The sequence below is a fragment of the Caulobacter sp. DWR1-3-2b1 genome (assembly GCF_049895765.1).
GTDB lineage: Bacteria > Pseudomonadota > Alphaproteobacteria > Caulobacterales > Caulobacteraceae > Caulobacter.
In genome coordinates, this window is sequence record NZ_JAFCSZ010000006.1 from 67,872 (window position 1) to 87,391 (window position 19,520).

Genomic DNA, 19,520 nt, shown 5'->3' on the forward strand with positions numbered 1-19,520 from the left:
CGCTTAGCCCTTCATCATGCTGGCGTCGTCGACCGCGATGTCGCCGCGGTTTCGGAAGAAGGTGACGAGAATGGCCAGGCCGACGGCCGCTTCAGCCGCGGCGACGGTCAGCACGAACATCGCGAAGATCTGGCCGACTACGTCGTGCAGATAGACCGAGAACGAGACCAGATTGATGTTCACCGCCAACAGGATCAGCTCGATCGACATCAGGATGACGATGATATTCTTGCGGTTCACGAAGATGCCGAAGACGCCGATCGTGAAGAGGATCGCGGCGACAACGAGATAGTGCGACAGGCCGATCATTCGGAGATCCCCTCACCCGGTTTGATCTGGACCAGTTCCATGCCGGTCTTCGGCGAACGGGCCACCTGATTGGCGATGTTCTGGCGACGAACGCCTGGCTTGTGGCGCAGGGTCAGCACGATGGCGCCGATCATGGCCACCAGCAGGACAAGGCCCGCCAGCTGGAAGAAGAAGGCGTAGTCGGTGTAGAGCACCCGGCCGATCGCCTCGGTGTTGCTCACGCCTTCTGGCGAGGCCATCGGATTGGCGTTCTGGCCCGCCTTGCCATTGGTGGCCACCGTCGCGGCGACGAAGATCATCTCCAGCGTCAGCACGCCCGCCACCAGACCGCCGATCGGCAGGTACTGGCCAAAGCCCTTGCGCAGTTCCTCGAAGTCGACGTCCAGCATCATGACCACGAACAGGAACAGCACCGCGACCGCGCCCACATAGACGACGATCAGCAGCATCGCGAGGAACTCCGCGCCCAGCAGGACGAAGAGACCGGCGGCCGAGAAGAAGGCGGTGATCAGGAATAGCACCGAGTGCACGGGATTTCGCGCCGAGACGACGAGGATACCCGCCGCCAGCGTTGTGAAAGCCAGCAAATAGAAAGCGATCGCCTGCAAGGCCATTGGCCCAGGTGCTCCCCTGAAAACTACATCCATGACGACATCGCCGAATGGCGCGCCGTCCCCTTCGGATTCGCCGCCCGTCCTTAACGGTAAGGCGCGTCCAACTCCAGATTCTTCGCGATCAAGCGTTCCCAGCGGTCGCCGTTATCGAGAAGACGTTCCTTGTCGTAATAGAGCTCTTCGCGCGTCTCGGTCGCGAATTCGAGGTTTGGCCCCTCCACGATGGCGTCCACCGGGCAGGCCTCCTGGCACAGGCCGCAATAGATGCACTTGACCATATCGATGTCGTAGCGGGTCGTGCGGCGGCTGCCGTCCTCGCGCGGTTCGGCCTCAATGGTGATCGCCTGGGCGGGGCAGATGGCCTCGCACAGTTTGCACGCGATGCAGCGCTCTTCGCCCGACGGATAGCGACGCAGCGCGTGCTCGCCCCGGAAGCGCGGCGACTGCGGGTTGCGCTCGTTCGGATAGATCACGGTTTTCTTCGGCGCGATCATGTACTTCATCGCGAGGCCAAAGGCGCCGGCGAAGTCGAGAAGGGCCGCGCCCTTAATCGCCTGGGAAATGCGTTGCATCATGGCCGTCAATCACCCTTCGGAATGACGCAGGTGTAGTTTGAAAGCTGGGCGGGATCTCCCCCGTCCTGCTTGGCTTGCAGAGTTCCGCCCTCGGCCTTGCACTTGTCACCGGCCCGGCGGAGCTCGTCGTAGTTCACGACGCCACGCCCCAGAGAATAGGACCTGTCCGGCGCCATCGTGGCCGAACAGGCGGCGAGCGAGGCGAAGGTCAGACCCAATAGGGCGATGGCGGCTTGGCGGTTCATCACGCGCCCGGACCGAACACGCGCCAGGCCGAAACCAGAACCACGAGCACCAGCGCGGTCGGCAGGAACACCTTCCAGCCCAGACGCATCAGTTGATCGTAGCGGTAACGGGGCACGATGGCCTTGGCCATGGCGATCATGAAGAACCAGAAGCAGATCTTGGCGAAGAACACCAAGGCCAGGAAGAAGTTACCCCACCAACCCCAGCTCACCAGGAAGTCGGTCGGGAAACCCGGGTTCCAGCCGCCGAAGAACAGGACGCTGATCATCGCGCACATCAGGACGATGTTCGAATATTCGGCGACCATGAACAGCAGGTACGGTGTCGAGCTGTATTCGACCTGATAGCCGGCCACGAGTTCGGATTCGGCTTCCGGAAGGTCGAAGGGCGGGCGGTTCGTCTCGGCCAAGGCCGAAATGTAGAACATGCCCATGGCCACCACCATGACCGGCAACAGGACAATGTTCTTGAGGCCGCCGCCGAAGACGTTCCAGTTCCAGAACCAGCCGGACTGCGCTTGCACGATGGTCGTCAGGTTCATCGAGCCGGCCAGCAGGATCACTGTAATAATGATCAGGCCGATCGAGACCTCATACGAAACCATCTGCGCCGCCGAGCGTAGCGCGCCCAGGAACGGGTACTTCGAATTCGAAGCCCAGCCGCCCATGATGATGCCGTAGACGCCCAGTGAGCTCATCGCCAGCAGGTAGAGGATGCCGACGTTCAGGTTGGAGACGACCCAGCCGGGCGCGAACGGAATGGCCGCCCAGCCGACAAAGGCCAAGACCAAGCTCAGCAGCGGCGCCAGGATGAACACCACCTTGTCGGCGCCCGACGGGATGATGATCTCCTTCAGTACGAACTTGAAGAAGTCGGCGAAGGACTGCAGCAGGCCGAACGGCCCCACTACGTTGGGGCCCTTGCGCATCTGCACGCCGGCCCAGATCTTGCGGTCGGCCAGCAGCAGGAAGGCTAGGCTGAGCAGCACCCAAATCACGACCAGCAGGATGCCGCCCGTTGTCAGCAGGGTCCAGGTTACGGCAGGGTTGGAGAAGAACTCGCTCATGTCTGCCTACTCCGCCGCGATCTTGGCTGCGCCCGAGGTCACGGCCGCGCACTCGGCCATGGTCACGCTGGCGCGCGCGATGGGATTGGTCAGGTGGAAGGCCTTGATGGCGTTCTCAAAAGGCGTGTCGGCCAGTTCACCCGCGCCGCCGAGGGCCGCGATGTCGAACACGGTGGGGGTCGAGCCCGGCGCGTAGTCGATCTGGCCAAAGGTCGGGTGGTCGGCGAACAGCTTGGCGCGCAGCTGGTCCAGGCTGTCATAGGGCAGCTTATGGCCGAGGATCTCGGACAGGGCCCGCAGGATCGACCAGTCTTCCTTGGCCTCGCCCTTCGGAAACACCGCTCGTTCGCCCATCTGGACGCGTCCTTCGGTGTTCACATAGAGGCCGTTCTTCTCGGTATAGGCCGCGCCCGGCAGGATGACGTCGGCCTTGTGTGCGCCGGCGTCGCCGTGGGTGCCCAGATAGATCTTGAAGGCGTGCAAAGTCGCGGTTTCACACTCGTCGGCGCCCAGCAGGAAGAGCACGTCCAGCGCGCCCGGCTTCAACATCTGACCGGCAGTCAGGCCGCCCTCGCCCGGGACGAAGCCCATGTCGAGGCCGGCCACGCGGGCGGCAGCGGTGTGCAGGACGTTCCAGCCGTTCCAGCCGGCCTTCACAACGTTGAACGCCTTGGCCACGCCAGCGGCGGCCTTGAGCACCGCCGCGCCATCGGCGCGAGTCAGGGCGCCCTGGCCGACGATGATCGCGGGGCGCTCGGCGTTTTTCAGGGCGGCGACGAAGTCGGATTTGCTGTTGGAGAGGCCCGACAGGGTCTTCGGACCAGCGCCGAGGTAGTCGTATTCGTAGGTCAGGTCGCCCTGCTCGCCGATCACGCCGATGCGGACCTTGCCCGCCAGCCACTGCTTGCGCAGGCGGGTGTTCAGCACCGGGGCCTCGACTCGCGGGTTTGTGCCAATCAGCAGCACGACGTCAGCGTTCTCGATGCCGGCGATCGTCGAGTTGAAAATCCAGCTCTCGCGCGGACCCGAGCCCAGAGCCACGCCGTCCTGGCGGGCGTCGAGGTTCTTCACGCTCAGGGCGGTGAAGAGGTCCTTGGTCGCCTTCAGGCTTTCGGCGTCCTGCAGGTCGCCGGCGATGACGCCGATGCGGTCAGCTGAGGTCGCCTTGATCTTCTCGGCCACGGCCGTGAAGGCTTGCCCCCAGGTCGCGGGTTGCAGACGTCCGGCGACGCGGACATAGGGGCGGTCAAGACGCTGACGCTGCAGACCGTCGACGGCGTAGCGTGTCTTGTCGGAGATCCACTCCTCGTTGACGTCCTCGTTGACGCGCGGCAGCACGCGAAGCACCGCATTGCCACGAGCGTCGACGCGGATGGCCGAGCCAAGCGCGTCCATGACGTCGACGCTCTCGGTCTTCGTCAGCTCCCAAGGCCGCGCCTCGAAGGCGTAGGGCTTGGAAGTCAGGGCGCCAACCGGGCAGAGGTCGATCACATTTGCCGACAGTTCCGACGTCACCGCCGCGCCCAGATAGGTCGTGATTTCAACGTCTTCGCCGCGCGAGATTAGGCCGATTTCCGGCGAGCCGGCGACTTCGGTGATGAAGCGGACGCAGCGCGTGCATTGGATGCAGCGCGTCATCGCGGTCTTGATCAGCGGGCCCATGGCCTTTTCTTCGACCGCGCGCTTGTTCTCTTCATAGCGGCTGTCGTCGCGGCCATAGCCCATGGCCTGGTCCTGTAGATCGCACTCGCCGCCCTGGTCGCAGATCGGACAATCCAGCGGGTGGTTGATGAGCAGGAACTCCATCACCCCTTCGCGGGCCTTCTTGACCATCGGGGTCTTGGTGAAGATCTCCTGGCCCTCAGCGGCCGGCAGGGCGCAGGACGCCTGCGGCTTCGGCGGGCCGGGCTTCACCTCGACCAGGCACATGCGGCAGTTGCCGGCGATGCTGAGGCGCTCGTGGTAGCAGAAGCGCGGAATCTCTTCCCCGGCCAGTTCTGCGACCTGCAGAACCGTCATGCCGGGCTCGAACTCGACCTCGACGCCGTTGACCTTGGCGATAGCCATTTCGTTACTCCGCCGCGATCAGCTTGGCGCCCTGCACGTGCAGGCGACCGCTACGATAGGATGCGATCCGGTCTTCCACCTCGTGGCGGAAGTGCCGGAACAGGCCCTGGATCGGCCAGGCGGCCGCATCGCCTAGGGCGCAGATGGTGTGACCCTCGACCTGGGTCGTGACGTCCAGCAGGGTGTCGATCTCTTTGGGATCGGCCTCGCCGGTGACCATGCGTTCCATGACCCGCCACATCCAGCCGGTGCCTTCGCGGCAAGGCGTGCACTGGCCGCAACTCTCGTGCTTGTAGAAGTACGACAGGCGGGCGATGGCGCGGACCAGATCGGTGTCCTTGTCCATCACGATGACAGCGGCGGTGCCCAGGCCCGAACGCAGGGCGCGCAGGGCGTCGAAATCCATCGGCAAGTCTTCGCACTGCTCGGCGGGGATCATCGGTACCGACGAGCCGCCCGGGATCACGGCCTTCAGGTTGCCCCAGCCGCCCCGGATGCCGCCGCAGTGATCCTCGATCAGCTGGCGGAACGGGATGCTCATGGCCTCTTCGACATTGCAGGGCGTGTTGACGTGCCCGCTCACGCAGAAGAGCTTGGTGCCGGTGTTATTGGGGCGGCCAAAGCCCGCGAACCAGGCCGCGCCGCGACGCAGAATGGTGCCGGCGACGGCGATGCTCTCGACGTTGTTCACGGTCGTAGGCATGCCGTATAGGCCCGCGCCGGCTGGGAACGGCGGCTTCAGGCGCGGCTGACCCTTCTTGCCTTCCAGGCTTTCCAGCAGAGCCGTCTCTTCGCCGCAGATATAGGCGCCGGCGCCGTGGTGGACGTAGATATCGAAGTCCCAGCCATGGACGTTGTTCTTGCCCACCAGCTTGGCCTCGTAGGCCTGCTTGATGGCGGCTTCCAGCACTTCGCGCTCGCGGACGTATTCGCCGCGAATATAGATGTAGCAGGCGTGGGCCAGCATGGCGCGCGAGGCGATCAGACAGCCCTCGATCAGGAGGTGCGGGTCATGCCGCATGATCTCCCGGTCCTTACAGGTGCCCGGTTCGGATTCGTCGGCGTTGACGACCAGATAGTGCGGACGACCGTCCTTCACTTCCTTGGGCATGAACGACCACTTCAGGCCGGTGCCGAAGCCAGCCCCGCCCCGACCGCGAAGGCCGGAGTTCTTCATGTTGTCGATGATCCACTCGCGACCCGCGTCCAGGATATCCTTGGTGCCATTCCAGCAGCCGCGCTTCTTCGCGCCCTCAAGGCCCCAATCGTGGAGACCATAGAGGTTCGTGAAAATGCGGTCCTTGTCTTCGAGGATACCGACCATGACTCAGCTTTGCGGATCGAATGGATGGGCGCGCACATACCGCGTCCGACGAAGGATGACATAGGCGAAAAGCAGCCAACCGGCGGCAATCGTCACGAGACCGAGAACCACAGCCCATTGCGGAGCCCCTGCGACGGTCCGCCCCCAGATCAGAAGCAGAGCGCCGAGCAGGCAAACCACGAAGCCGACGCCGCGTTCGCGGCGGCCAATGCTGCGAATGGTGTCGATATGGGCCGCCTTGCGCGTATTGAAGTCGCTGTCGTCGATCATGACGAAGCCCCCTCTTCCCGCTTTACGGCGCGCATCCAGCCCAGCACGAACCAGATCTGCGCGCCAAGACCGGCGGCGACCAGCACCAGGAAGGCCCACAGCAGCCAGCCGACGCCCATCGCCACATGACCGACGATCGCCGCGCCAGCCAGCACGAAGCAGACCGCGTCGATGGCGAGCATCGTGGTCAGTCGCTTCTTCTGAAGGACGGCGTCGGCGTTCATCAGGCGGTCGGCTCCGTAGCCGGGGCCGTCTTGGGCTTTTCGGGCAGGTTCGGGATTTTGATCTTCTTGGCCAGCGAGCCGTCGAAGAGCTTCGGTTCGGTCAAGGTCTTGATCGAGTCCTTGGGCTCGGAGGACTTGCGGCCTTCGTAGCTGCCCGGCTGGGGCGACTTGCCGGCGGCGAAGTCATCGAGGATCTGGGCCAGGCTCTCCGGCGTCAGGTCCTCATAATAATAGTCGTTGATAGCGGCCATCGGCGCATTGCAGCAGGCGCCAAGGCACTCAACCTCTTCCCAGCTGAACTTGCCGTCGGCCGAGATGTGATGGGCCTCGCCGATCTTGTCTTTTAGCACCCTGCGCAGGTCGAGCGCGCCGCGCAGCTGGCAGGGTGTGGTGCCGCACAGCTGGACGAAGGCGACCTTGCCGACGGGCTGCAGCTGGAACATCACGTAGAAGGTCGCGACTTCCAGCACCCGGATGACAGGCATCTCGAGCTGGCTGGCGATCTCCCGGATCGCGGGCTCGGGAATCCAGCCTTCCTGCTTCTGGGCCAGCCAGAGCATGGGGATCACCGCAGACTGCTTGCGCTCGGCGGGGTATTTGGCTTTCCACCAGTCAGCCTTGGCCTGGCTCTCCTGGGAGAACGCAAAGCTCGCGGGCTGTTCCTTGGCGAGACGACGAACGGACATGCGTCAGGCTTTCACGAAATCGACGCGGGCGATCTTATCGCCGGCGAAGGTGTAGATGGCGGCGACCTCGAAAGGCGTCGCGTCGGGCGAGCGGAAGACCCGCTCATGGTCGATGACCTTGTTGCCGATCACCACACGCGACAGCAATTCGGCGCGGTTCTGCGGAAACTGGGCGAACAGGCCGACATGACGCTGGCGAAAGGCGGCGACGCCATGCAGGTTCGGCTCGGCGTTCAGGTCGGCGACCATCATGTCGTCAGCAAAGTGCCGGCACAGCGCATCGACATCCTGGGCGTTATAGGCGTCTAGCTGGCTTTGAACGGCAGCCGCGATCAACGGTCGATCTCCCCGAACACGATGTCCAGCGAGCCGAGGATGGCCGAGACGTCGGCCAGCATGTGGCCGCGGCTCATCCAGTCCATGGCCGCGAGGTGCGGGAAGCCCGGCGCCCGGATCTTGCAGCGGTAGGGCTTGTTCGTGCCGTCAGAGACCACGAACACACCGAATTCGCCTTTTGGAGCCTCGACGCAGGCATAGACCTCGCCGGCCGGCGTGCGGAAACCTTCGGTGTAGAGCTTGAAGTGATGGATCAGGGCTTCCATCGACCGTTTCATCTCGGCACGACGCGGCGGGGCGACCTTGTTGTCCTCGGTCATCACCGGGCCCGGCGTCTTGCGAAGCATGCCGCAGGCTTGACGGATGATCTTCGTCGACTCGCGCATCTCCTGCATGCGGCACAGATAGCGATCGTAGCAGTCGCCGTTCTTGCCCAGCGGAATGTCGAATTCGAACTCGTTGTAGCACTCGTAAGGTTGGTTCCGGCGCAGGTCCCAGGCGATGCCCGAACCCCGCACCATCACGCCCGAGAAGCCCCATTCGATCGCTTCTTCACGCGTCACAACAGCGATATCGACATTGCGCTGCTTGAAGATGCGGTTGTCGGTGATCAGGCCTTCGATGTCGTCGCAGATTTTCGGGAAGGCCTTGGCCCACGTGTCGATGTCTTCGATCAGCTGCGGCGGCAGGTCCTGGTGGACGCCGCCCGGACGGAAATAGTTGGCGTGCAGGCGCGAGCCGCTGGCGCGTTCGTAGAATACCATCAGCTTTTCGCGCTCCTCGAAGCCCCAGAGCGGCGGCGTCAGGGCGCCGACGTCCATAGCCTGGGTCGTCACGTTCAGCAGATGGCTCAGCACCCGACCGATTTCCGAATAGAGCACCCGGATCAGCGAACCGCGCCTGGGCACCTCGACGCCCAGCAGCTTCTCGATGGCCAGGCAGAAGGCATGCTCCTGGTTCATCGGCGCCACGTAGTCGAGGCGGTCGAAGTACGGGATGTTCTGCAAGTAGGTGCGCGCTTCCATCAGCTTCTCGGTGCCGCGATGCAGCAGGCCGATATGCGGATCGACGCGTTCGACGACTTCGCCGTCCAGCTCCAGCACCAGGCGCAGCACGCCGTGCGCGGCCGGGTGCTGCGGGCCGAAATTGATGTTGAACTTGCGCACCGGCGTTTCCGGGATCGCCGGAACCGTCGGCTCATCGCGAACGAGGTCGGTCACCGCCGCGGGAGTGTCTTGGCCAGTCATAATTGCGGGCCTTCCTTACGCTGCTCGATGCTGAGGGAAACGAGCAGTCCGGCAACCAGCAGGACGGCGCCCAGCAGCGAGATGATGGTGGTGGCGACGCTCCAGGACTGAGAGATCGCCGCTTGCGACAGCGGCAGGGCCAGCAGCACGGAGGCCGCGCCCAGCAGCGCGCTGCGCAACTCGGCCACTTCCATCCGCCGCAAACCGGCTCCGATCGCCAAGGTCATAACCGCGATCATGATCGCTATGCCAAGGCCCTTGTTCTGCTCGACCGAGATAACCGGCGCGCGCGTGAACCAGCCCGTCAGCCGCATGCCGATGGTCATCAGGAACGCGGTGGAAAACGTCACCAGAAAGAACGCGGTGGCGGAACGGAACGTCGGCCTGCGCAAACCCATGATCATGCATCCCCTGCTCTTTTCTCGGCCTTCTCGTCGCCTGGCAGGGCATACTTCGCGCCTTCCCAAGGGGAGAGGAAATCGAACGCACGGAACTCGGTAATCTTGACGGGTTCGTAGACGACGCGCTTCAGCTGGTCGTCGTAGCGAACTTCCACATAGCCCGTCATCGGGAAGTCCTTCCGCAGCGGATGGCCGTGGAAGCCGTAGTCGGTCAAGATCCGGCGCAAGTCCGGATGACCGTCGAAGAAGATGCCGTACATGTCGAACGCTTCGCGCTCGAACCAGTTGGCGACTTCGAACACGGGCGTGATCGTCGGGACCGGCGTTTCCTCGTCGGTCGAGACTTTCAGGCGGATGCGATGGTTCTTCACCAGTGACAGCAGGTGATAGACGACGTCGAAACGCGCGGGGCGCTCTGGGTAATCAACGCCGGCTAGGTCGATCAGCTGGTGGAACCGGCAAGCCGCATCGTCCCGTAGGAAGATCAGGGTGTCGCACACAGTCGCCGTGCGGGCGACGATGGTTAGCTCGCCGAACGCTACCGAATGACCCAGCACGCCCGGGCAACGGGCAACTATGTCCTGGCCGAGAAGTTCGAGGGCTTCGCTCATCGCTCGATCGTCCCCGTGCGCCGGATCTTCTTCTGCAGCTGCAGAACGCCATAGACCAAAGCCTCGGCAGTTGGCGGGCAACCTGGGACATAGATGTCCACCGGCACCACGCGGTCGCAGCCGCGAACGACGCTGTAGCTGTAATAGTAGTAGCCACCGCCATTTGCGCAGCTGCCCATCGAAATGACGTAGCGCGGCTCGGGCATCTGGTCATAGACCTTGCGCAGAGCCGGAGCCATCTTGTTGGTCAGAGTGCCCGCGACAATCATCACGTCGCTCTGACGCGGGCTCGCGCGGGGCGCGAAGCCGTAACGCTCTAGATCGTAACGCGGCATTGAGGCCTGCATCATTTCCACGGCGCAGCATGCCAGGCCGAACGTCATCCACATCAGCGAGCCGGTGCGCGCCCAGGTGATGAGATCGTCGGCGGCGGCCGTGATGAAGCCCTTGTCCGCCAACTGGCCTGAGATGCCGTCAAAGAACGGATCGTGAAGCTTGGCGTCATAGCCCTGCACCGTCGAACGGCCGGCCGAACCAGCCGGGACGAGGGGCGAGCTATTGGCGGGAATGATCACTCCCATTCGAGGGCGCCCTTCTTCCATTCATAGATGAAGCCGACAGTCAGGATGCCCAGGAACACCATCATCGACCAGAAAGCGAAGGCGGCCACGCCATGCGGCAGCTTCATCAGGGTGACGGCCCACGGGAACAGGAACGCCACCTCCAGATCGAAGATGATGAAGAGGATCGACACCAGATAGAATCGGACGTCGAACTTCATGCGCGCATCGTCAAAAGCGTTGAAGCCGCATTCGTAGGCGGACAGCTTTTCCGGGTCCGGCGCTCTGGGCGCCAGGACCGCGGCAGCGGCGAGAAAAGCGACGCCGATAATGGTCGCGATCCCCAGGAAGATCACGATCGGCAGATACTGGAGAAGGAAGGCGTTCATGACAGCCCTTGGCTTGAATCGAGCGGGTTGTAGCCCATGCCCGCCGACGCTTCAAACGCCCGCGACACATTGAGAAACGGTCGCAACTATTCCTCTTCCACAGCTTCGACGACATGGCCGTTGACACGAGTCCGCGCCCGACATATCAGACGCGCCTCGCCGAAGGGCGGGTCGCACTTTCGCTTCGGCGAAGGCCTAATGCGGATGTAGCTCAGTTGGTTAGAGCGCCGGCCTGTCACGCCGGAGGTCGCGGGTTCAAGTCCCGTCATTCGCGCCACCTTGCAAAAGGTGGTTGTGCTTCCCTTTCAGACGGCGAATACGGACGACTGTCGCGCCTTGGCGCACGACGCGGATGTAGCTCAGTTGGTTAGAGCGCCGGCCTGTCACGCCGGAGGTCGCGGGTTCAAGTCCCGTCATTCGCGCCAACGTCCGGCGCCTTCTCCCAGAATTCAAGCTTTCAGGCCGATTGGTCAGCTATATTGCGTCGTGTGACGGCCAAGGCTTGAGGTTGGTCTGGTCCGACACGATGTTGCATCGATGTCAGCAGCGTCCTCCCCCGTGTTTTCCGTTCTCGACCTCGCGCCCGTCCCGATGGGCTCCACCGTGGGCGACGCTCTCCGCAATAGCCTCGACTTGGCCCGGCATGCCGAAAGGCTCGGTTTTCACCGCTACTGGCTGGCCGAGCACCACAACATGCCGGGAATCGCCAGCGCCGCCACGGCCGTGGCGATTGGCCACGTCGCGTCAGGCACCTCGACGATTCGGGTCGGGTCGGGTGGGATCATGCTTCCAAATCACGCGCCCCTGATGGTCGCGGAGGCGTTCGGCACCCTGGCCGCGCTCTATCCCGGTCGCATCGATCTGGGTTTGGGCCGTGCGCCGGGCACCGATCAGGCCACGATGAGGGCTCTCCGGCGCTACATGGGCGCAGTTGATTCGTTTGCTCAGGACGTCGTGGAGCTTCAGGCTTGGTTCCAGCCAGCGACGCCGGACCAGTCAGTGCGCGCCGTGCCGGGTGAAGGTCAGGATGTACCGCTGTGGCTGCTCGGCTCCAGCACCTACAGCGCGCAGCTGGCCGCGGCGCTCGGCCTGCCATTCGCCTTCGCCGCCCATTTCGCGCCGGACCAGCTCGTGGACGCGATCGCGCTATATCGCCGACACTTCAAACCTTCTGACGCCCTCGCCTCGCCCTATGTCATGGTCTGCATCGGCGTATGCGCGGCCGAGACCGACGAAGAGGCAAAACGGCTGTCGTCCTCGACCCAGCAACAGTTCTTGGCCCTCCGGAGAGGCAGGCCGGGTCTGATGCCCCCACCGGTGGACGACATCACCCTGATCGCTTCACCGGCTGAGCTGGCTGGTCTTGAGCACACTTTCCGCTATTCGGCAGTGGGCTCTCCCGAAACGGTTCGGAACAAGATCGAGGCCGTGCTGGCCCTGACTGGCGCTGACGAACTGATGGCGGCTTCGCAGATCCACAGCCATACCGCCCGGGTTCGCAGCTACGAGATCTTGGCCGAGATTCGCGGCCAACTTGCCCAGGCCGCCTGATTCCTTAGTGCCGGATGACGGGCGCGGCGCCTGAAAAACCCGTCGCGCCTGTCAGGCCGCCATAGATCTGGCACAGGGTCCGGAAGACTGAATCCCAGCCGTGCCGCTCTTCTGCGCGGCGTCGGGCCGCCTGACCCAAGGCTTCCGCACCGCGCGTGAACACCGACTCGACGGCCTCAGCCATGGCGCTGGCCTCCGACGCGGACGCAAGTTCGCCGACCGATGCATCGACCGATTCAGCCACGCCTCCCGACGCCACGCCGATGACCGGCAACCCGCACGCCATGGCCTCCAGCACGACCAGACCGAATGGCTCGTTGTCGTTAGCGTGCACGAAAGCGTCGCAGCCGGCCAATATGGCCGCCAACGCCTGGGGATCGCGCTGGTAGTCCATGCAGATCACGCGGTCGCTGACGGGCGCGCCGCTGCCGGCCCCGATCAGCAACAGCACATAGGGCTCCCCGAGGCGCTCGACGGCTTCCACAAGAATTTCCAGTCGCTTCTCCCGCGCAGGCCGGCCGGCGAAGACTAGAATTCGGTGGTCAGGCCTCAAGCCCAGAGATGCGCGCAGTCCGGCCCGGTCGCCGCGCCGGGGATGGAAGATGTTCACATCGACGCCGAGTGGCAGGCCAATGGCGTTGGAGACGCCGGCCTCTATCAATCGGCCGGCAATGAAGCGACTGGGCGCCACCGCCTGGTCGAACTGGCTGTAGATCGCCGCCCAGCGCTTCTGCACCGGCTTCTCCGCCCATTCTCCGATGTGCAGCGCGGCCAGCGCGCCCAGGTCTGTGTGACAGAAGCCCACGACCGGCACGCCCAAAGCGTCGCCTGCCCGTAAGGCCGCCAAACCGGGGGTATAGGGATCTCCCGCCTCGATGATGTGCGGCCTCTGGCGGATCAGCCGTTCCATCCAGGCTTGTTTGACGACCGGCCAGCGATATCCGTCGCCAAACGGCAAAGGCGCGGCATAGATCGACACGCGTCCCTGTCCGTCATGCGCGTCGCGGGCGCCGGGAACGACCAGCGTGTGGTGGACGGAAGGCCGGTTGGCCGTCAGCCAGGCCCGTTTCGAATTGAGATAGCGGCGCACTCCCCCACTTCGCGGAGCGTACAGCATCGTCGTATCGACCAGACGGACGGTTTCGTCCGACGAGGGGCTGGCATCCGGAACACCGTGAAAGCCAAACGGTCGGTCCGATCTCAAGTCCACCACGCCGAATCCTCAATGTTACCCAGACCGCGCTATTCGGCCTCAGAACGATAAAGCTTTCGCGACAGCTAGAGTTCCTCGTCGCTGCGGCGCAGTTTCACCCCAACGCCGCGCCACGCCAAGGCCCCCTGCGAAGCAGCATCTCGACCGCGCGTCCACATTCCGCAGTTCTGTCGCCAACCACCGGTTTGGGGGCCTCGCGATCCGCAGCGTACAACCAGCAGGTTTTGATCGCTCTTGGCAAGACGAAGCATGACCGCGTAAGGCCAAGGCTTGACCGAACGGGGACCGAATGGCGCGTTATCTATTCACCACCTGGGAAGGCGGCGGACATGTGCAGCCGCTATTTCTGGTCGCGCGCGATCTGCAGGACCGCGGCCATACGGTTCTGATCCTCAGCGATGTCTGCAACGACGTGGACGCCGCCGCTCTGGGCCTGACTTTCCGACCTTGGACGACCGCGCCGAGCCAAACTGGAAAACGCCGCGAAGACGATCGTCTGAAGGATCACGAGGCCGACAATCCCCTGGAGGTGATCCAGCGCCTCATCGACCTGGTCATGGCCGGTCCTGCCCTGGCCTATGCGCGGGACACGCTTGCTGTTGTCGACGCCTTCAAGCCGAACGCCATTGTCAGCCAAGAGCTTCTGCTGGGCGTCATGGCGGCCGCAGAGGCGCGCGCCCTGCCTCTGGCCCTGTTCGCCGCCAATATCTGGTCGCTCCCGACATTGTCGAGATTTCCGCCCTTTGGCGCGGGCATGCTCCCGGCGACCTCGGACGAAGAGCACGCCATGCACGCCATGGTCACCCAGATGAGCCGGGGACTTTTCCAGATCGGCCTGCCCGCTCTGAATGCCGCGCGAGCCGAGCTTGGCCTGTCCCCGCTGAACGATCTGTTTGCTCAACTCGACACCGCCCACTCGATTCTGATCGCCACCAGTCGGGCCTTCGATTTCGCGCCGGACCTCTTGCCCGTTCCATTCGCCTATGCGGGTCCCTATCTGGCCGATCCTGTCTGGGCTGAGCCTGCGGCCGTTCCTCCGGGTGACGCGCCGCTGGTGCTGGTCTCGTTTTCGAGCCTCTATCAAGCGCAGGAAGCGACGCTGAAGACCGTCATCGCCGCGGTGGGCCGCCTGCCGGTTCGCGGACTGGTCACGACCGGACCGACCCTCGATCCGATCGAATTCCCCGCCCCCGATAATGTCAGCGTGGTTCGCAGCGCCCCGCATCAGGCTTTACTGGACCAGACTGCGGTGTTCGTGACCCACGCAGGCCACGGCTCGACGCTGCGACCGCTGATGGCCGGGGTGCCAATTCTGTGCCTGCCAATGGGACGTGACCAGCACGACAACGCCGCCCGTGTCGTCGCCCGGCAGGCCGGACTGCGCCTTGCGCCCGACGCGAGCGTCGAGGCAATTGCGGCCGCTATCACGGACTTGCTTGAGAACGACAGCTATCGTCAGGCGGCAAACGTGCTCGGCGCCGCCATCCGCATCGATCAGGCCAATCGATCGGCGGCGGCATTGCTGGAGGATCTGGTCGCCTAGACCGAAAACGGCCGGTCGAAATCGATCCTGAAGAAGGCGGTTTCCGCCCCCTCCACGCCAAAGTCATTGTCTGTGCACAGGACGAGCGAGCGATCGGACAGGATCGCCATGCCCTCCAGGTCGGGCACGATGGCTGGCCAATCGTCTGTCGAGAGAAGCAGGGTCTTGCTCAAAACGCGCTGGGTCAGGGCCACGTGATAGATCTTGGCCGTGCGCGAAATCCGTTCCAGCACCAGAAGCTGTCCGGAACCGACTGACGCCGCTTCGCAGATTTTCAGGTCCTCGGCGTCCACGAGGCCCGCTTCGGCGTCGCGCGCGAAACTTGACGGTGCATCAAACGGATAGAAGTGCTCGCCGACGATACTGCCGGTGTCGATATCCAGAGACCATAATCGAGCGTGGCCGAGCGGCGCGGCGGCGTGTTCATCGCTTGCCTCCAGCGGGCTCTGGAGCAGGACGTGAAGGCGGCGCTCATCGTGGGAAAGCGCCAGGGCTTCAAAGCCCCTGTTCAGGCGCCGCTTGGCCGCCAGCCCGGGCAGCACCCCGGCAACCGGAAATGCCGCACCCTGCAAGGACGCCTCGCAACCCGACGGGACCCAACGGACAAGCACCGTTCCATCCGCCCCGACCTTCATCAGCGATGGCCCATATTCTTCCGCCACCCAGAAGGAGCCGTCCGCAAGCGCGACGACGGCTTCGGTATCCGCGCCGGATGTGTGGGCGCCTAAAGGTGCTCCGGCCAGATCGAACGCCGGCTCCATGCTTGCCGTGTCGCCGCCGGGAAGCGGCAGCCCGTTAAAAGCGGCGCCCGTTTGGTCGGTGAACGGCACGATGCGGAGACAGGCAATAGAGTGGCCATCAAGCTGAAGCTCGGCCAGCATAGGGCCTAAAGCCGGCCGCGGCATGATCTTGGCCCCTTCGATGCCTGCGAGGGCCTTCAGGTGGTCGAGACCGTAGCGCCCCACGGCAAGCCCGACCTTCAGATTGGGTCCGCGATCCCCCAAGGCCCAGAGACGCCCCGGCGGGTCGCTCGCCCTGCGCGCCAGCCCCGAACCCAGACCCAGGGTGATCCGCAGTTGGCCGCCTGGCGTGTCGATGTCGTCAAGAACCCTGTCGGTCCAGGCGAGGCGCGTGACGGTGATCGCATCGCCAGGGTTTGGCATTCTGGATCCGAAGAATTTTGGTGGGCGGTGAGGGGATCGAACCCCCGACCCTCTCCGTGTAAAGGAGACGCTCTACCGCTGAGCTAACCGCCCCAAAAGTCGAGCCGGCCTTCTAGCCGCCGGCGCGAGCCGCGCAAAGCGCGAAAAGAAAAAAGGACGGCGCACCGCAAAGCGCTCCGCCCTCTTGTCTCTAAAAAACGGATCAGCCGTTGAGCGTGGTCTTCAGGCCTTCGCCGACCTGGAAACGCGCGGTCTTGGACGCCGGACGGTTCACAGTCTCGCCGGTGCGCGGGTTGCGCGCGGTGCCCGCCGCACGGGCCACGGCCTTGAACGTGCCAAAGCCGACGAGGCGCACGTCGTTGCCCGACTTCAGAGAGTCGGTAACGGATTCGATGAAGGCTTCCAGGGCGTCCTTGGCCTGATTTTTATTGATGCCCGCCTTCTCGGCGATCGCCGTGACGAGTTCGGCTTTTGTGGTCATTTTTTTCTCCCAGCCAATAAAGCGGCGGCGCTTCGCAAAAGCAGACGCCACTTCGCTCGGACGGGATTATGGCGGCGGAAAATGCCCCGTCAAATGAAGGCGGCGCGGGAATCTCCCGCGCCGCTCAACTTATCAACAATAACTTACGTTCAGTGGGTCAGAATGGCGTCAGCATCGCCCTCATCGACCTTCGCAGTTGCAGCAATCGGCTCATCGGCCTCATTCCACTCTACAGGGGTCAGAGGCCCCGTCAGAGCGTGCTTGAGCACCTCGTCGATCGTGGAGACCGGAATGATCTCCAGGCCGTCCTTCACCGACTGCGGCACGTCGACCAGATCCTTCTCGTTCTCCTGAGGGATCAGAACCGTCTTCACGCCAGAGCGCAGAGCCGCCAGCAACTTCTCCTTGAGGCCGCCGATAGCAGTTACCCGGCCGCGCAGAGTGATCTCGCCGGTCATGGCGATATCCTTGCGGATCGGGATACCGGTCAGTACCGAGACCATGGCCAGGGCCATGGCGGCGCCGGCCGAAGGGCCGTCCTTAGGGGTAGCGCCGTCCGGCACGTGGATGTGGACGTCGGTCTTTTCGAAGATCGGCGGCTTTACGCCAAAGTGCATGGCCCGCGAGCGAACGTAGGACTGGGCCGCCGAGATCGACTCCTTCATCACCTCCTTGAGGTTGCCAGTCACGGTCATGCGACCCTTGCCCGGCATCTTCACGGCTTCGATGGTCAAAATGTCGCCGCCGAACTCGGTCCAGGCCAAACCGGTAACAATACCGACCTGATCGACCTCGTCGGTCTCGCCATAGCGGTACTTCTTGACGCCCGAATATTTGGCCAGGCGCTCGTCGTCGATGGTAATCGACGTGATCTTTTCGCGCCCAAGATCACGAACGGTTTTGCGCGCCAGAGCGCCCAGTTCCCGCTCCAGAGACCGCACGCCGGCTTCCCGGGTATAGTAGCGGATCAAGTCGCGGATCGCCTTTTCGGGCACCACGAACTCGGCTTCCTTCAGACCGTGGTCCTTGGTCAGCTTGGGCAGGATGTGGCGCTTGGCGATCTCCAGCTTCTCATCCTCGGTGTAGCCGGCGATGCGAATGATCTCCATGCGGTCCAGCAGCGGCTGAGGCATGTTGAGGCTGTTGGCCGTCGTGACGAACATCACCTGGCTGAGGTCGTAGTCGACTTCCAGATAGTGGTCGCCGAACGCCGAGTTCTGTGAGGGATCCAACACTTCGAGCAGGGCCGACGCGGGATCACCACGATAATCGTTGCCCATCTTGTCGATCTCGTCCAGCAGGACGAAGGCGTTGGTGGTCTTGGCCTTTTTCATCGACTGGATGACCTTGCCGGGCATCGAGCCGATATAGGTGCGGCGGTGACCACGGATCTCGGCCTCGTCGCGCACGCCGCCGAGGCTCATGCGCACGAACTCGCGACCGGTGGCCTTGGCCAGCGACTTGCCGAGCGAGGTCTTGCCGACGCCGGGAGGGCCGACGAGGCAGAGGATTGGCCCCTTCAGCGAGTTGGTGCGGGCCTGGACGGCCAGATACTCGAGAATACGTTCCTTGACCTTCTCCAGACCATAGTGGTCCTCGTCGAGGATGCCTTCGGCCTCGACGAGGTCGATCTTCTTGGTCTTGGCCTTGCCCCAGGGAATCGACAGCATCCAGTCGAGATAGTTGCGCACGACGGTGCTCTCGGCCGACATCGGGCTCATATTGCGCAGCTTCTTCAGCTCGCCTTCGGCCTTGGTGCGGGCTTCCTTGGAGAGCCTGGTCTTCTTGATGCGCTTCTCGAGATCGATGAGCTCGTCGCGCTGATCGTCGGGATCACCCAGCTCGCGCTGGATCGCCTTCATCTGTTCGTTGAGATAATATTCGCGCTGGGTCTTCTCCATTTGGCGCTTCACGCGCGAGCGGATCTTCTTTTCGACCTGCAGGACGCTGATCTCGCCCTCCATGAGGGCGAAGACCTTCTCCAGGCGTTTGACGATGTCGAAGATTTCCAGCAGGTGCTGCTTGTCGCCGATCTTCACCGACAGGTGCGCGGCGATGCTGTCGGCCAGCTTTCCGGGCTCAGCGATCTGCGGGATCGACGCCAGGGCCTCCGGCGGCACCTTCTTGTTGAGTTTGACGTAGTTCTCGAACTGCTCGACCACGGCGCGCGACAGAGCCTCGGCCTCGGGGCCGACGCCCTCGTCCTCGCTCACTTCACCGATCTGGGCCTCGTAAAAGGATTCCTGATCGGTGAACTTGACCACGGCGGCGCGGCCCTTGCCCTCGACCAGCACCTTGACGGTGCCGTCGGGCAACTTCAGCAGTTGCAGGACCGTGGCCAGAACGCCGACATCATAGATATCGCCCGGCGACGGGTCATCGTCCGCCGAGTTCTTCTGGGTCACCAGCAGGATCTGCTTGTCGCCGCGCATCACCTCTTCGAGGGCGCGAACGGATTTGTCCCGCCCAACGAAGAGCGGCACCACCATGTGCGGGAAAACCACGATGTCCCGCAAAGGCAAAACTGGAAGCGTGCGAAGTTCAGACATAATGCTCTTACTCCCGGCCGTCGCGGCGTCCGCGCTCGGCCATGCGGGCCGCCGTTACTCAGACGATGCGCCTGAGTCGATCAGCTCGTCCGTCC

General features: G+C 63.6%; 22 protein-coding genes and 3 tRNA genes. 4 read left to right on the plus strand and 21 right to left on the minus strand.

Annotation, left to right across the window (positions count from 1 at the left end; all coding sequences use genetic code 11):
• Positions 1 to 3: 3 nt before the first annotated feature.
• The 16 genes from nuoK to ACP69S_RS08135 form a co-directional block, all read right to left on the minus strand.
• On the minus strand, positions 4 to 309 hold the full coding sequence (gene nuoK, locus ACP69S_RS08060) for an NADH-quinone oxidoreductase subunit NuoK (RefSeq protein WP_425996063.1): 306 nt from the start codon (positions 307 to 309) through the stop codon (positions 4 to 6).
• Complete coding sequence (locus tag ACP69S_RS08065) at positions 306 to 923, minus strand: NADH-quinone oxidoreductase subunit J (RefSeq protein ID WP_425996065.1); 618 nt, start codon at positions 921 to 923, stop codon at positions 306 to 308. Before ACP69S_RS08065 ends, nuoK begins: the two co-directional genes overlap by 4 nt.
• A gap of 83 nt (positions 924 to 1,006) precedes the next feature.
• Entirely contained in the window at positions 1,007 to 1,498 is a 492-nt protein-coding gene (gene nuoI, locus ACP69S_RS08070; protein WP_425996067.1) for an NADH-quinone oxidoreductase subunit NuoI, read from the minus strand.
• A 5-nt stretch (positions 1,499 to 1,503) separates the two neighbouring features.
• Positions 1,504 to 1,743 carry a hypothetical protein gene (locus tag ACP69S_RS08075; RefSeq protein WP_425996069.1) on the minus strand — a complete coding sequence of 80 codons (240 nt, stop codon included), beginning with the start codon at positions 1,741 to 1,743 and terminating at the stop codon, positions 1,504 to 1,506.
• A complete protein-coding gene (gene nuoH / locus ACP69S_RS08080; protein WP_425996071.1) occupies positions 1,743 to 2,810 on the minus strand; it encodes an NADH-quinone oxidoreductase subunit NuoH in 1,068 nt (355 codons plus the stop codon). Before nuoH ends, ACP69S_RS08075 begins: the two co-directional genes overlap by 1 nt.
• Before the next feature lie 6 nt (positions 2,811 to 2,816).
• Positions 2,817 to 4,877: an NADH-quinone oxidoreductase subunit NuoG gene (gene nuoG / locus ACP69S_RS08085; protein WP_425996073.1), complete on the minus strand. Its 2,061-nt coding sequence runs from the start codon at positions 4,875 to 4,877 to the stop codon at positions 2,817 to 2,819.
• A gap of 4 nt (positions 4,878 to 4,881) precedes the next feature.
• Positions 4,882 to 6,201, minus strand: coding sequence for an NADH-quinone oxidoreductase subunit NuoF (nuoF, locus tag ACP69S_RS08090; protein ID WP_425996075.1), 1,320 nt, complete (start codon positions 6,199 to 6,201; stop codon positions 4,882 to 4,884).
• A gap of 3 nt (positions 6,202 to 6,204) precedes the next feature.
• Complete coding sequence (locus ACP69S_RS08095) at positions 6,205 to 6,471, minus strand: hypothetical protein (RefSeq protein WP_425996077.1); 267 nt, start codon at positions 6,469 to 6,471, stop codon at positions 6,205 to 6,207.
• Complete coding sequence (locus tag ACP69S_RS08100) at positions 6,468 to 6,695, minus strand: hypothetical protein (RefSeq protein WP_425996079.1); 228 nt, start codon at positions 6,693 to 6,695, stop codon at positions 6,468 to 6,470. Before ACP69S_RS08100 ends, ACP69S_RS08095 begins: the two co-directional genes overlap by 4 nt.
• Complete coding sequence (nuoE, locus tag ACP69S_RS08105) at positions 6,695 to 7,381, minus strand: NADH-quinone oxidoreductase subunit NuoE (protein WP_425996081.1); 687 nt, start codon at positions 7,379 to 7,381, stop codon at positions 6,695 to 6,697. Before nuoE ends, ACP69S_RS08100 begins: the two co-directional genes overlap by 1 nt.
• Positions 7,382 to 7,384: 3 nt before the next feature.
• Positions 7,385 to 7,717 (minus strand): nuclear transport factor 2 family protein, encoded by a 333-nt coding sequence (locus ACP69S_RS08110; protein ID WP_425996083.1) that lies wholly within the window; start codon positions 7,715 to 7,717, stop codon positions 7,385 to 7,387.
• Positions 7,714 to 8,964: an NADH-quinone oxidoreductase subunit D gene (locus tag ACP69S_RS08115; RefSeq protein ID WP_425996084.1), complete on the minus strand. Its 1,251-nt coding sequence runs from the start codon at positions 8,962 to 8,964 to the stop codon at positions 7,714 to 7,716. The genes ACP69S_RS08110 and ACP69S_RS08115 overlap by 4 nt, the downstream gene beginning before the upstream one ends.
• Positions 8,961 to 9,362 (minus strand): hypothetical protein, encoded by a 402-nt coding sequence (locus ACP69S_RS08120; protein ID WP_425996296.1) that lies wholly within the window; start codon positions 9,360 to 9,362, stop codon positions 8,961 to 8,963. The genes ACP69S_RS08115 and ACP69S_RS08120 overlap by 4 nt, the downstream gene beginning before the upstream one ends.
• Before the next feature lie 2 nt (positions 9,363 to 9,364).
• The gene (locus ACP69S_RS08125; protein ID WP_425996086.1) at positions 9,365 to 9,976 is read right to left on the minus strand and encodes an NADH-quinone oxidoreductase subunit C; all 612 of its coding nucleotides are present in this window, start codon (positions 9,974 to 9,976) and stop codon (positions 9,365 to 9,367) included.
• On the minus strand, positions 9,973 to 10,578 hold the full coding sequence (locus ACP69S_RS08130; RefSeq protein ID WP_425996088.1) for a NuoB/complex I 20 kDa subunit family protein: 606 nt from the start codon (positions 10,576 to 10,578) through the stop codon (positions 9,973 to 9,975). The genes ACP69S_RS08125 and ACP69S_RS08130 overlap by 4 nt, the downstream gene beginning before the upstream one ends.
• A complete protein-coding gene (locus ACP69S_RS08135) occupies positions 10,548 to 10,925 on the minus strand; it encodes an NADH-quinone oxidoreductase subunit A (RefSeq protein WP_425996090.1) in 378 nt (125 codons plus the stop codon). The genes ACP69S_RS08130 and ACP69S_RS08135 overlap by 31 nt, the downstream gene beginning before the upstream one ends.
• A 200-nt stretch (positions 10,926 to 11,125) precedes the next feature.
• Here ACP69S_RS08135 and ACP69S_RS08140 point away from each other — a divergent pair.
• The 3 genes from ACP69S_RS08140 (at position 11,126) to ACP69S_RS08150 (ending at position 12,476) form a co-directional block, all read left to right on the plus strand.
• Positions 11,126 to 11,202, plus strand: a tRNA-Asp gene (locus ACP69S_RS08140).
• Positions 11,203 to 11,273: 71 nt separating this feature from the next.
• Positions 11,274 to 11,350: transfer RNA gene (locus ACP69S_RS08145), tRNA-Asp, on the plus strand.
• 112 nt (positions 11,351 to 11,462) lie between these two features.
• Complete coding sequence (locus ACP69S_RS08150) at positions 11,463 to 12,476, plus strand: LLM class flavin-dependent oxidoreductase (RefSeq protein ID WP_425996092.1); 1,014 nt, start codon at positions 11,463 to 11,465, stop codon at positions 12,474 to 12,476.
• 4 nt (positions 12,477 to 12,480) lie between these two features.
• On the opposite strand, the gene ACP69S_RS08155 is transcribed toward ACP69S_RS08150, so the two are convergent.
• A complete protein-coding gene (locus tag ACP69S_RS08155) occupies positions 12,481 to 13,680 on the minus strand; it encodes a glycosyltransferase family 4 protein (protein WP_425996298.1) in 1,200 nt (399 codons plus the stop codon).
• A 298-nt stretch (positions 13,681 to 13,978) separates the two neighbouring features.
• On the opposite strand from ACP69S_RS08155, the gene ACP69S_RS08160 reads away from it, so the two are divergent.
• A complete protein-coding gene (locus ACP69S_RS08160) occupies positions 13,979 to 15,232 on the plus strand; it encodes a nucleotide disphospho-sugar-binding domain-containing protein (protein WP_425996094.1) in 1,254 nt (417 codons plus the stop codon).
• On the opposite strand, the gene ACP69S_RS08165 is transcribed toward ACP69S_RS08160, so the two are convergent.
• The 4 genes from ACP69S_RS08165 to lon all read right to left on the minus strand — a co-directional run bounded on the left by ACP69S_RS08165 (position 15,229) and on the right by lon (position 19,425).
• The gene (locus tag ACP69S_RS08165; protein WP_425996096.1) at positions 15,229 to 16,395 is read right to left on the minus strand and encodes an esterase-like activity of phytase family protein; all 1,167 of its coding nucleotides are present in this window, start codon (positions 16,393 to 16,395) and stop codon (positions 15,229 to 15,231) included. The two genes, ACP69S_RS08160 and ACP69S_RS08165, sit on opposite strands and share 4 nt — an antisense overlap.
• Positions 16,396 to 16,413: 18 nt before the next feature.
• Positions 16,414 to 16,488 (minus strand) — tRNA-Val (locus tag ACP69S_RS08170).
• 109 nt (positions 16,489 to 16,597) lie between these two features.
• Positions 16,598 to 16,876: an HU family DNA-binding protein gene (locus ACP69S_RS08175; RefSeq protein ID WP_425996098.1), complete on the minus strand. Its 279-nt coding sequence runs from the start codon at positions 16,874 to 16,876 to the stop codon at positions 16,598 to 16,600.
• A gap of 149 nt (positions 16,877 to 17,025) precedes the next feature.
• Positions 17,026 to 19,425, minus strand: coding sequence for an endopeptidase La (lon, locus tag ACP69S_RS08180; protein WP_425996100.1), 2,400 nt, complete (start codon positions 19,423 to 19,425; stop codon positions 17,026 to 17,028).
• Between the last annotated feature and the right edge of the window lie 95 nt (positions 19,426 to 19,520).

Excerpts from the sequence above, each read along its gene's own strand:
- nuoH (WP_425996071.1), bottom strand. The coding sequence starts at position 2,810 with ATGAGCGAGTTCTTCTCCAACCCTGCCGTAACCTGGACCCTGCTGACA.
- ACP69S_RS08095 (WP_425996077.1), bottom strand. The coding sequence starts at position 6,471 with ATGATCGACGACAGCGACTTCAATACGCGCAAGGCGGCCCATATCGAC.
- nuoK (WP_425996063.1), bottom strand. The coding sequence starts at position 309 with ATGATCGGCCTGTCGCACTATCTCGTTGTCGCCGCGATCCTCTTCACG.
- ACP69S_RS08075 (WP_425996069.1), bottom strand. The coding sequence starts at position 1,743 with ATGAACCGCCAAGCCGCCATCGCCCTATTGGGTCTGACCTTCGCCTCG.
- ACP69S_RS08135 (WP_425996090.1), bottom strand. The coding sequence starts at position 10,925 with ATGAACGCCTTCCTTCTCCAGTATCTGCCGATCGTGATCTTCCTGGGG.
- nuoE (WP_425996081.1), bottom strand. The coding sequence starts at position 7,381 with ATGTCCGTTCGTCGTCTCGCCAAGGAACAGCCCGCGAGCTTTGCGTTC.
- ACP69S_RS08130 (WP_425996088.1), bottom strand. The coding sequence starts at position 10,578 with ATGGAAGAAGGGCGCCCTCGAATGGGAGTGATCATTCCCGCCAATAGC.
- ACP69S_RS08100 (WP_425996079.1), bottom strand. The coding sequence starts at position 6,695 with ATGAACGCCGACGCCGTCCTTCAGAAGAAGCGACTGACCACGATGCTC.
- lon (WP_425996100.1), bottom strand. The coding sequence starts at position 19,425 with ATGTCTGAACTTCGCACGCTTCCAGTTTTGCCTTTGCGGGACATCGTG.
- ACP69S_RS08115 (WP_425996084.1), bottom strand. The coding sequence starts at position 8,964 with ATGACTGGCCAAGACACTCCCGCGGCGGTGACCGACCTCGTTCGCGAT.
- ACP69S_RS08120 (WP_425996296.1), bottom strand. The coding sequence starts at position 9,362 with ATGGGTTTGCGCAGGCCGACGTTCCGTTCCGCCACCGCGTTCTTTCTG.
- nuoI (WP_425996067.1), bottom strand. The coding sequence starts at position 1,498 with ATGATGCAACGCATTTCCCAGGCGATTAAGGGCGCGGCCCTTCTCGAC.
- ACP69S_RS08175 (WP_425996098.1), bottom strand. The coding sequence starts at position 16,876 with ATGACCACAAAAGCCGAACTCGTCACGGCGATCGCCGAGAAGGCGGGC.
- ACP69S_RS08065 (WP_425996065.1), bottom strand. The coding sequence starts at position 923 with ATGGCCTTGCAGGCGATCGCTTTCTATTTGCTGGCTTTCACAACGCTG.
- nuoG (WP_425996073.1), bottom strand. The coding sequence starts at position 4,877 with ATGGCTATCGCCAAGGTCAACGGCGTCGAGGTCGAGTTCGAGCCCGGC.
- ACP69S_RS08160 (WP_425996094.1), top strand. The coding sequence starts at position 13,979 with ATGGCGCGTTATCTATTCACCACCTGGGAAGGCGGCGGACATGTGCAG.
- ACP69S_RS08125 (WP_425996086.1), bottom strand. The coding sequence starts at position 9,976 with ATGAGCGAAGCCCTCGAACTTCTCGGCCAGGACATAGTTGCCCGTTGC.
- ACP69S_RS08150 (WP_425996092.1), top strand. The coding sequence starts at position 11,463 with ATGTCAGCAGCGTCCTCCCCCGTGTTTTCCGTTCTCGACCTCGCGCCC.
- ACP69S_RS08165 (WP_425996096.1), bottom strand. The coding sequence starts at position 16,395 with ATGCCAAACCCTGGCGATGCGATCACCGTCACGCGCCTCGCCTGGACC.
- nuoF (WP_425996075.1), bottom strand. The coding sequence starts at position 6,201 with ATGGTCGGTATCCTCGAAGACAAGGACCGCATTTTCACGAACCTCTAT.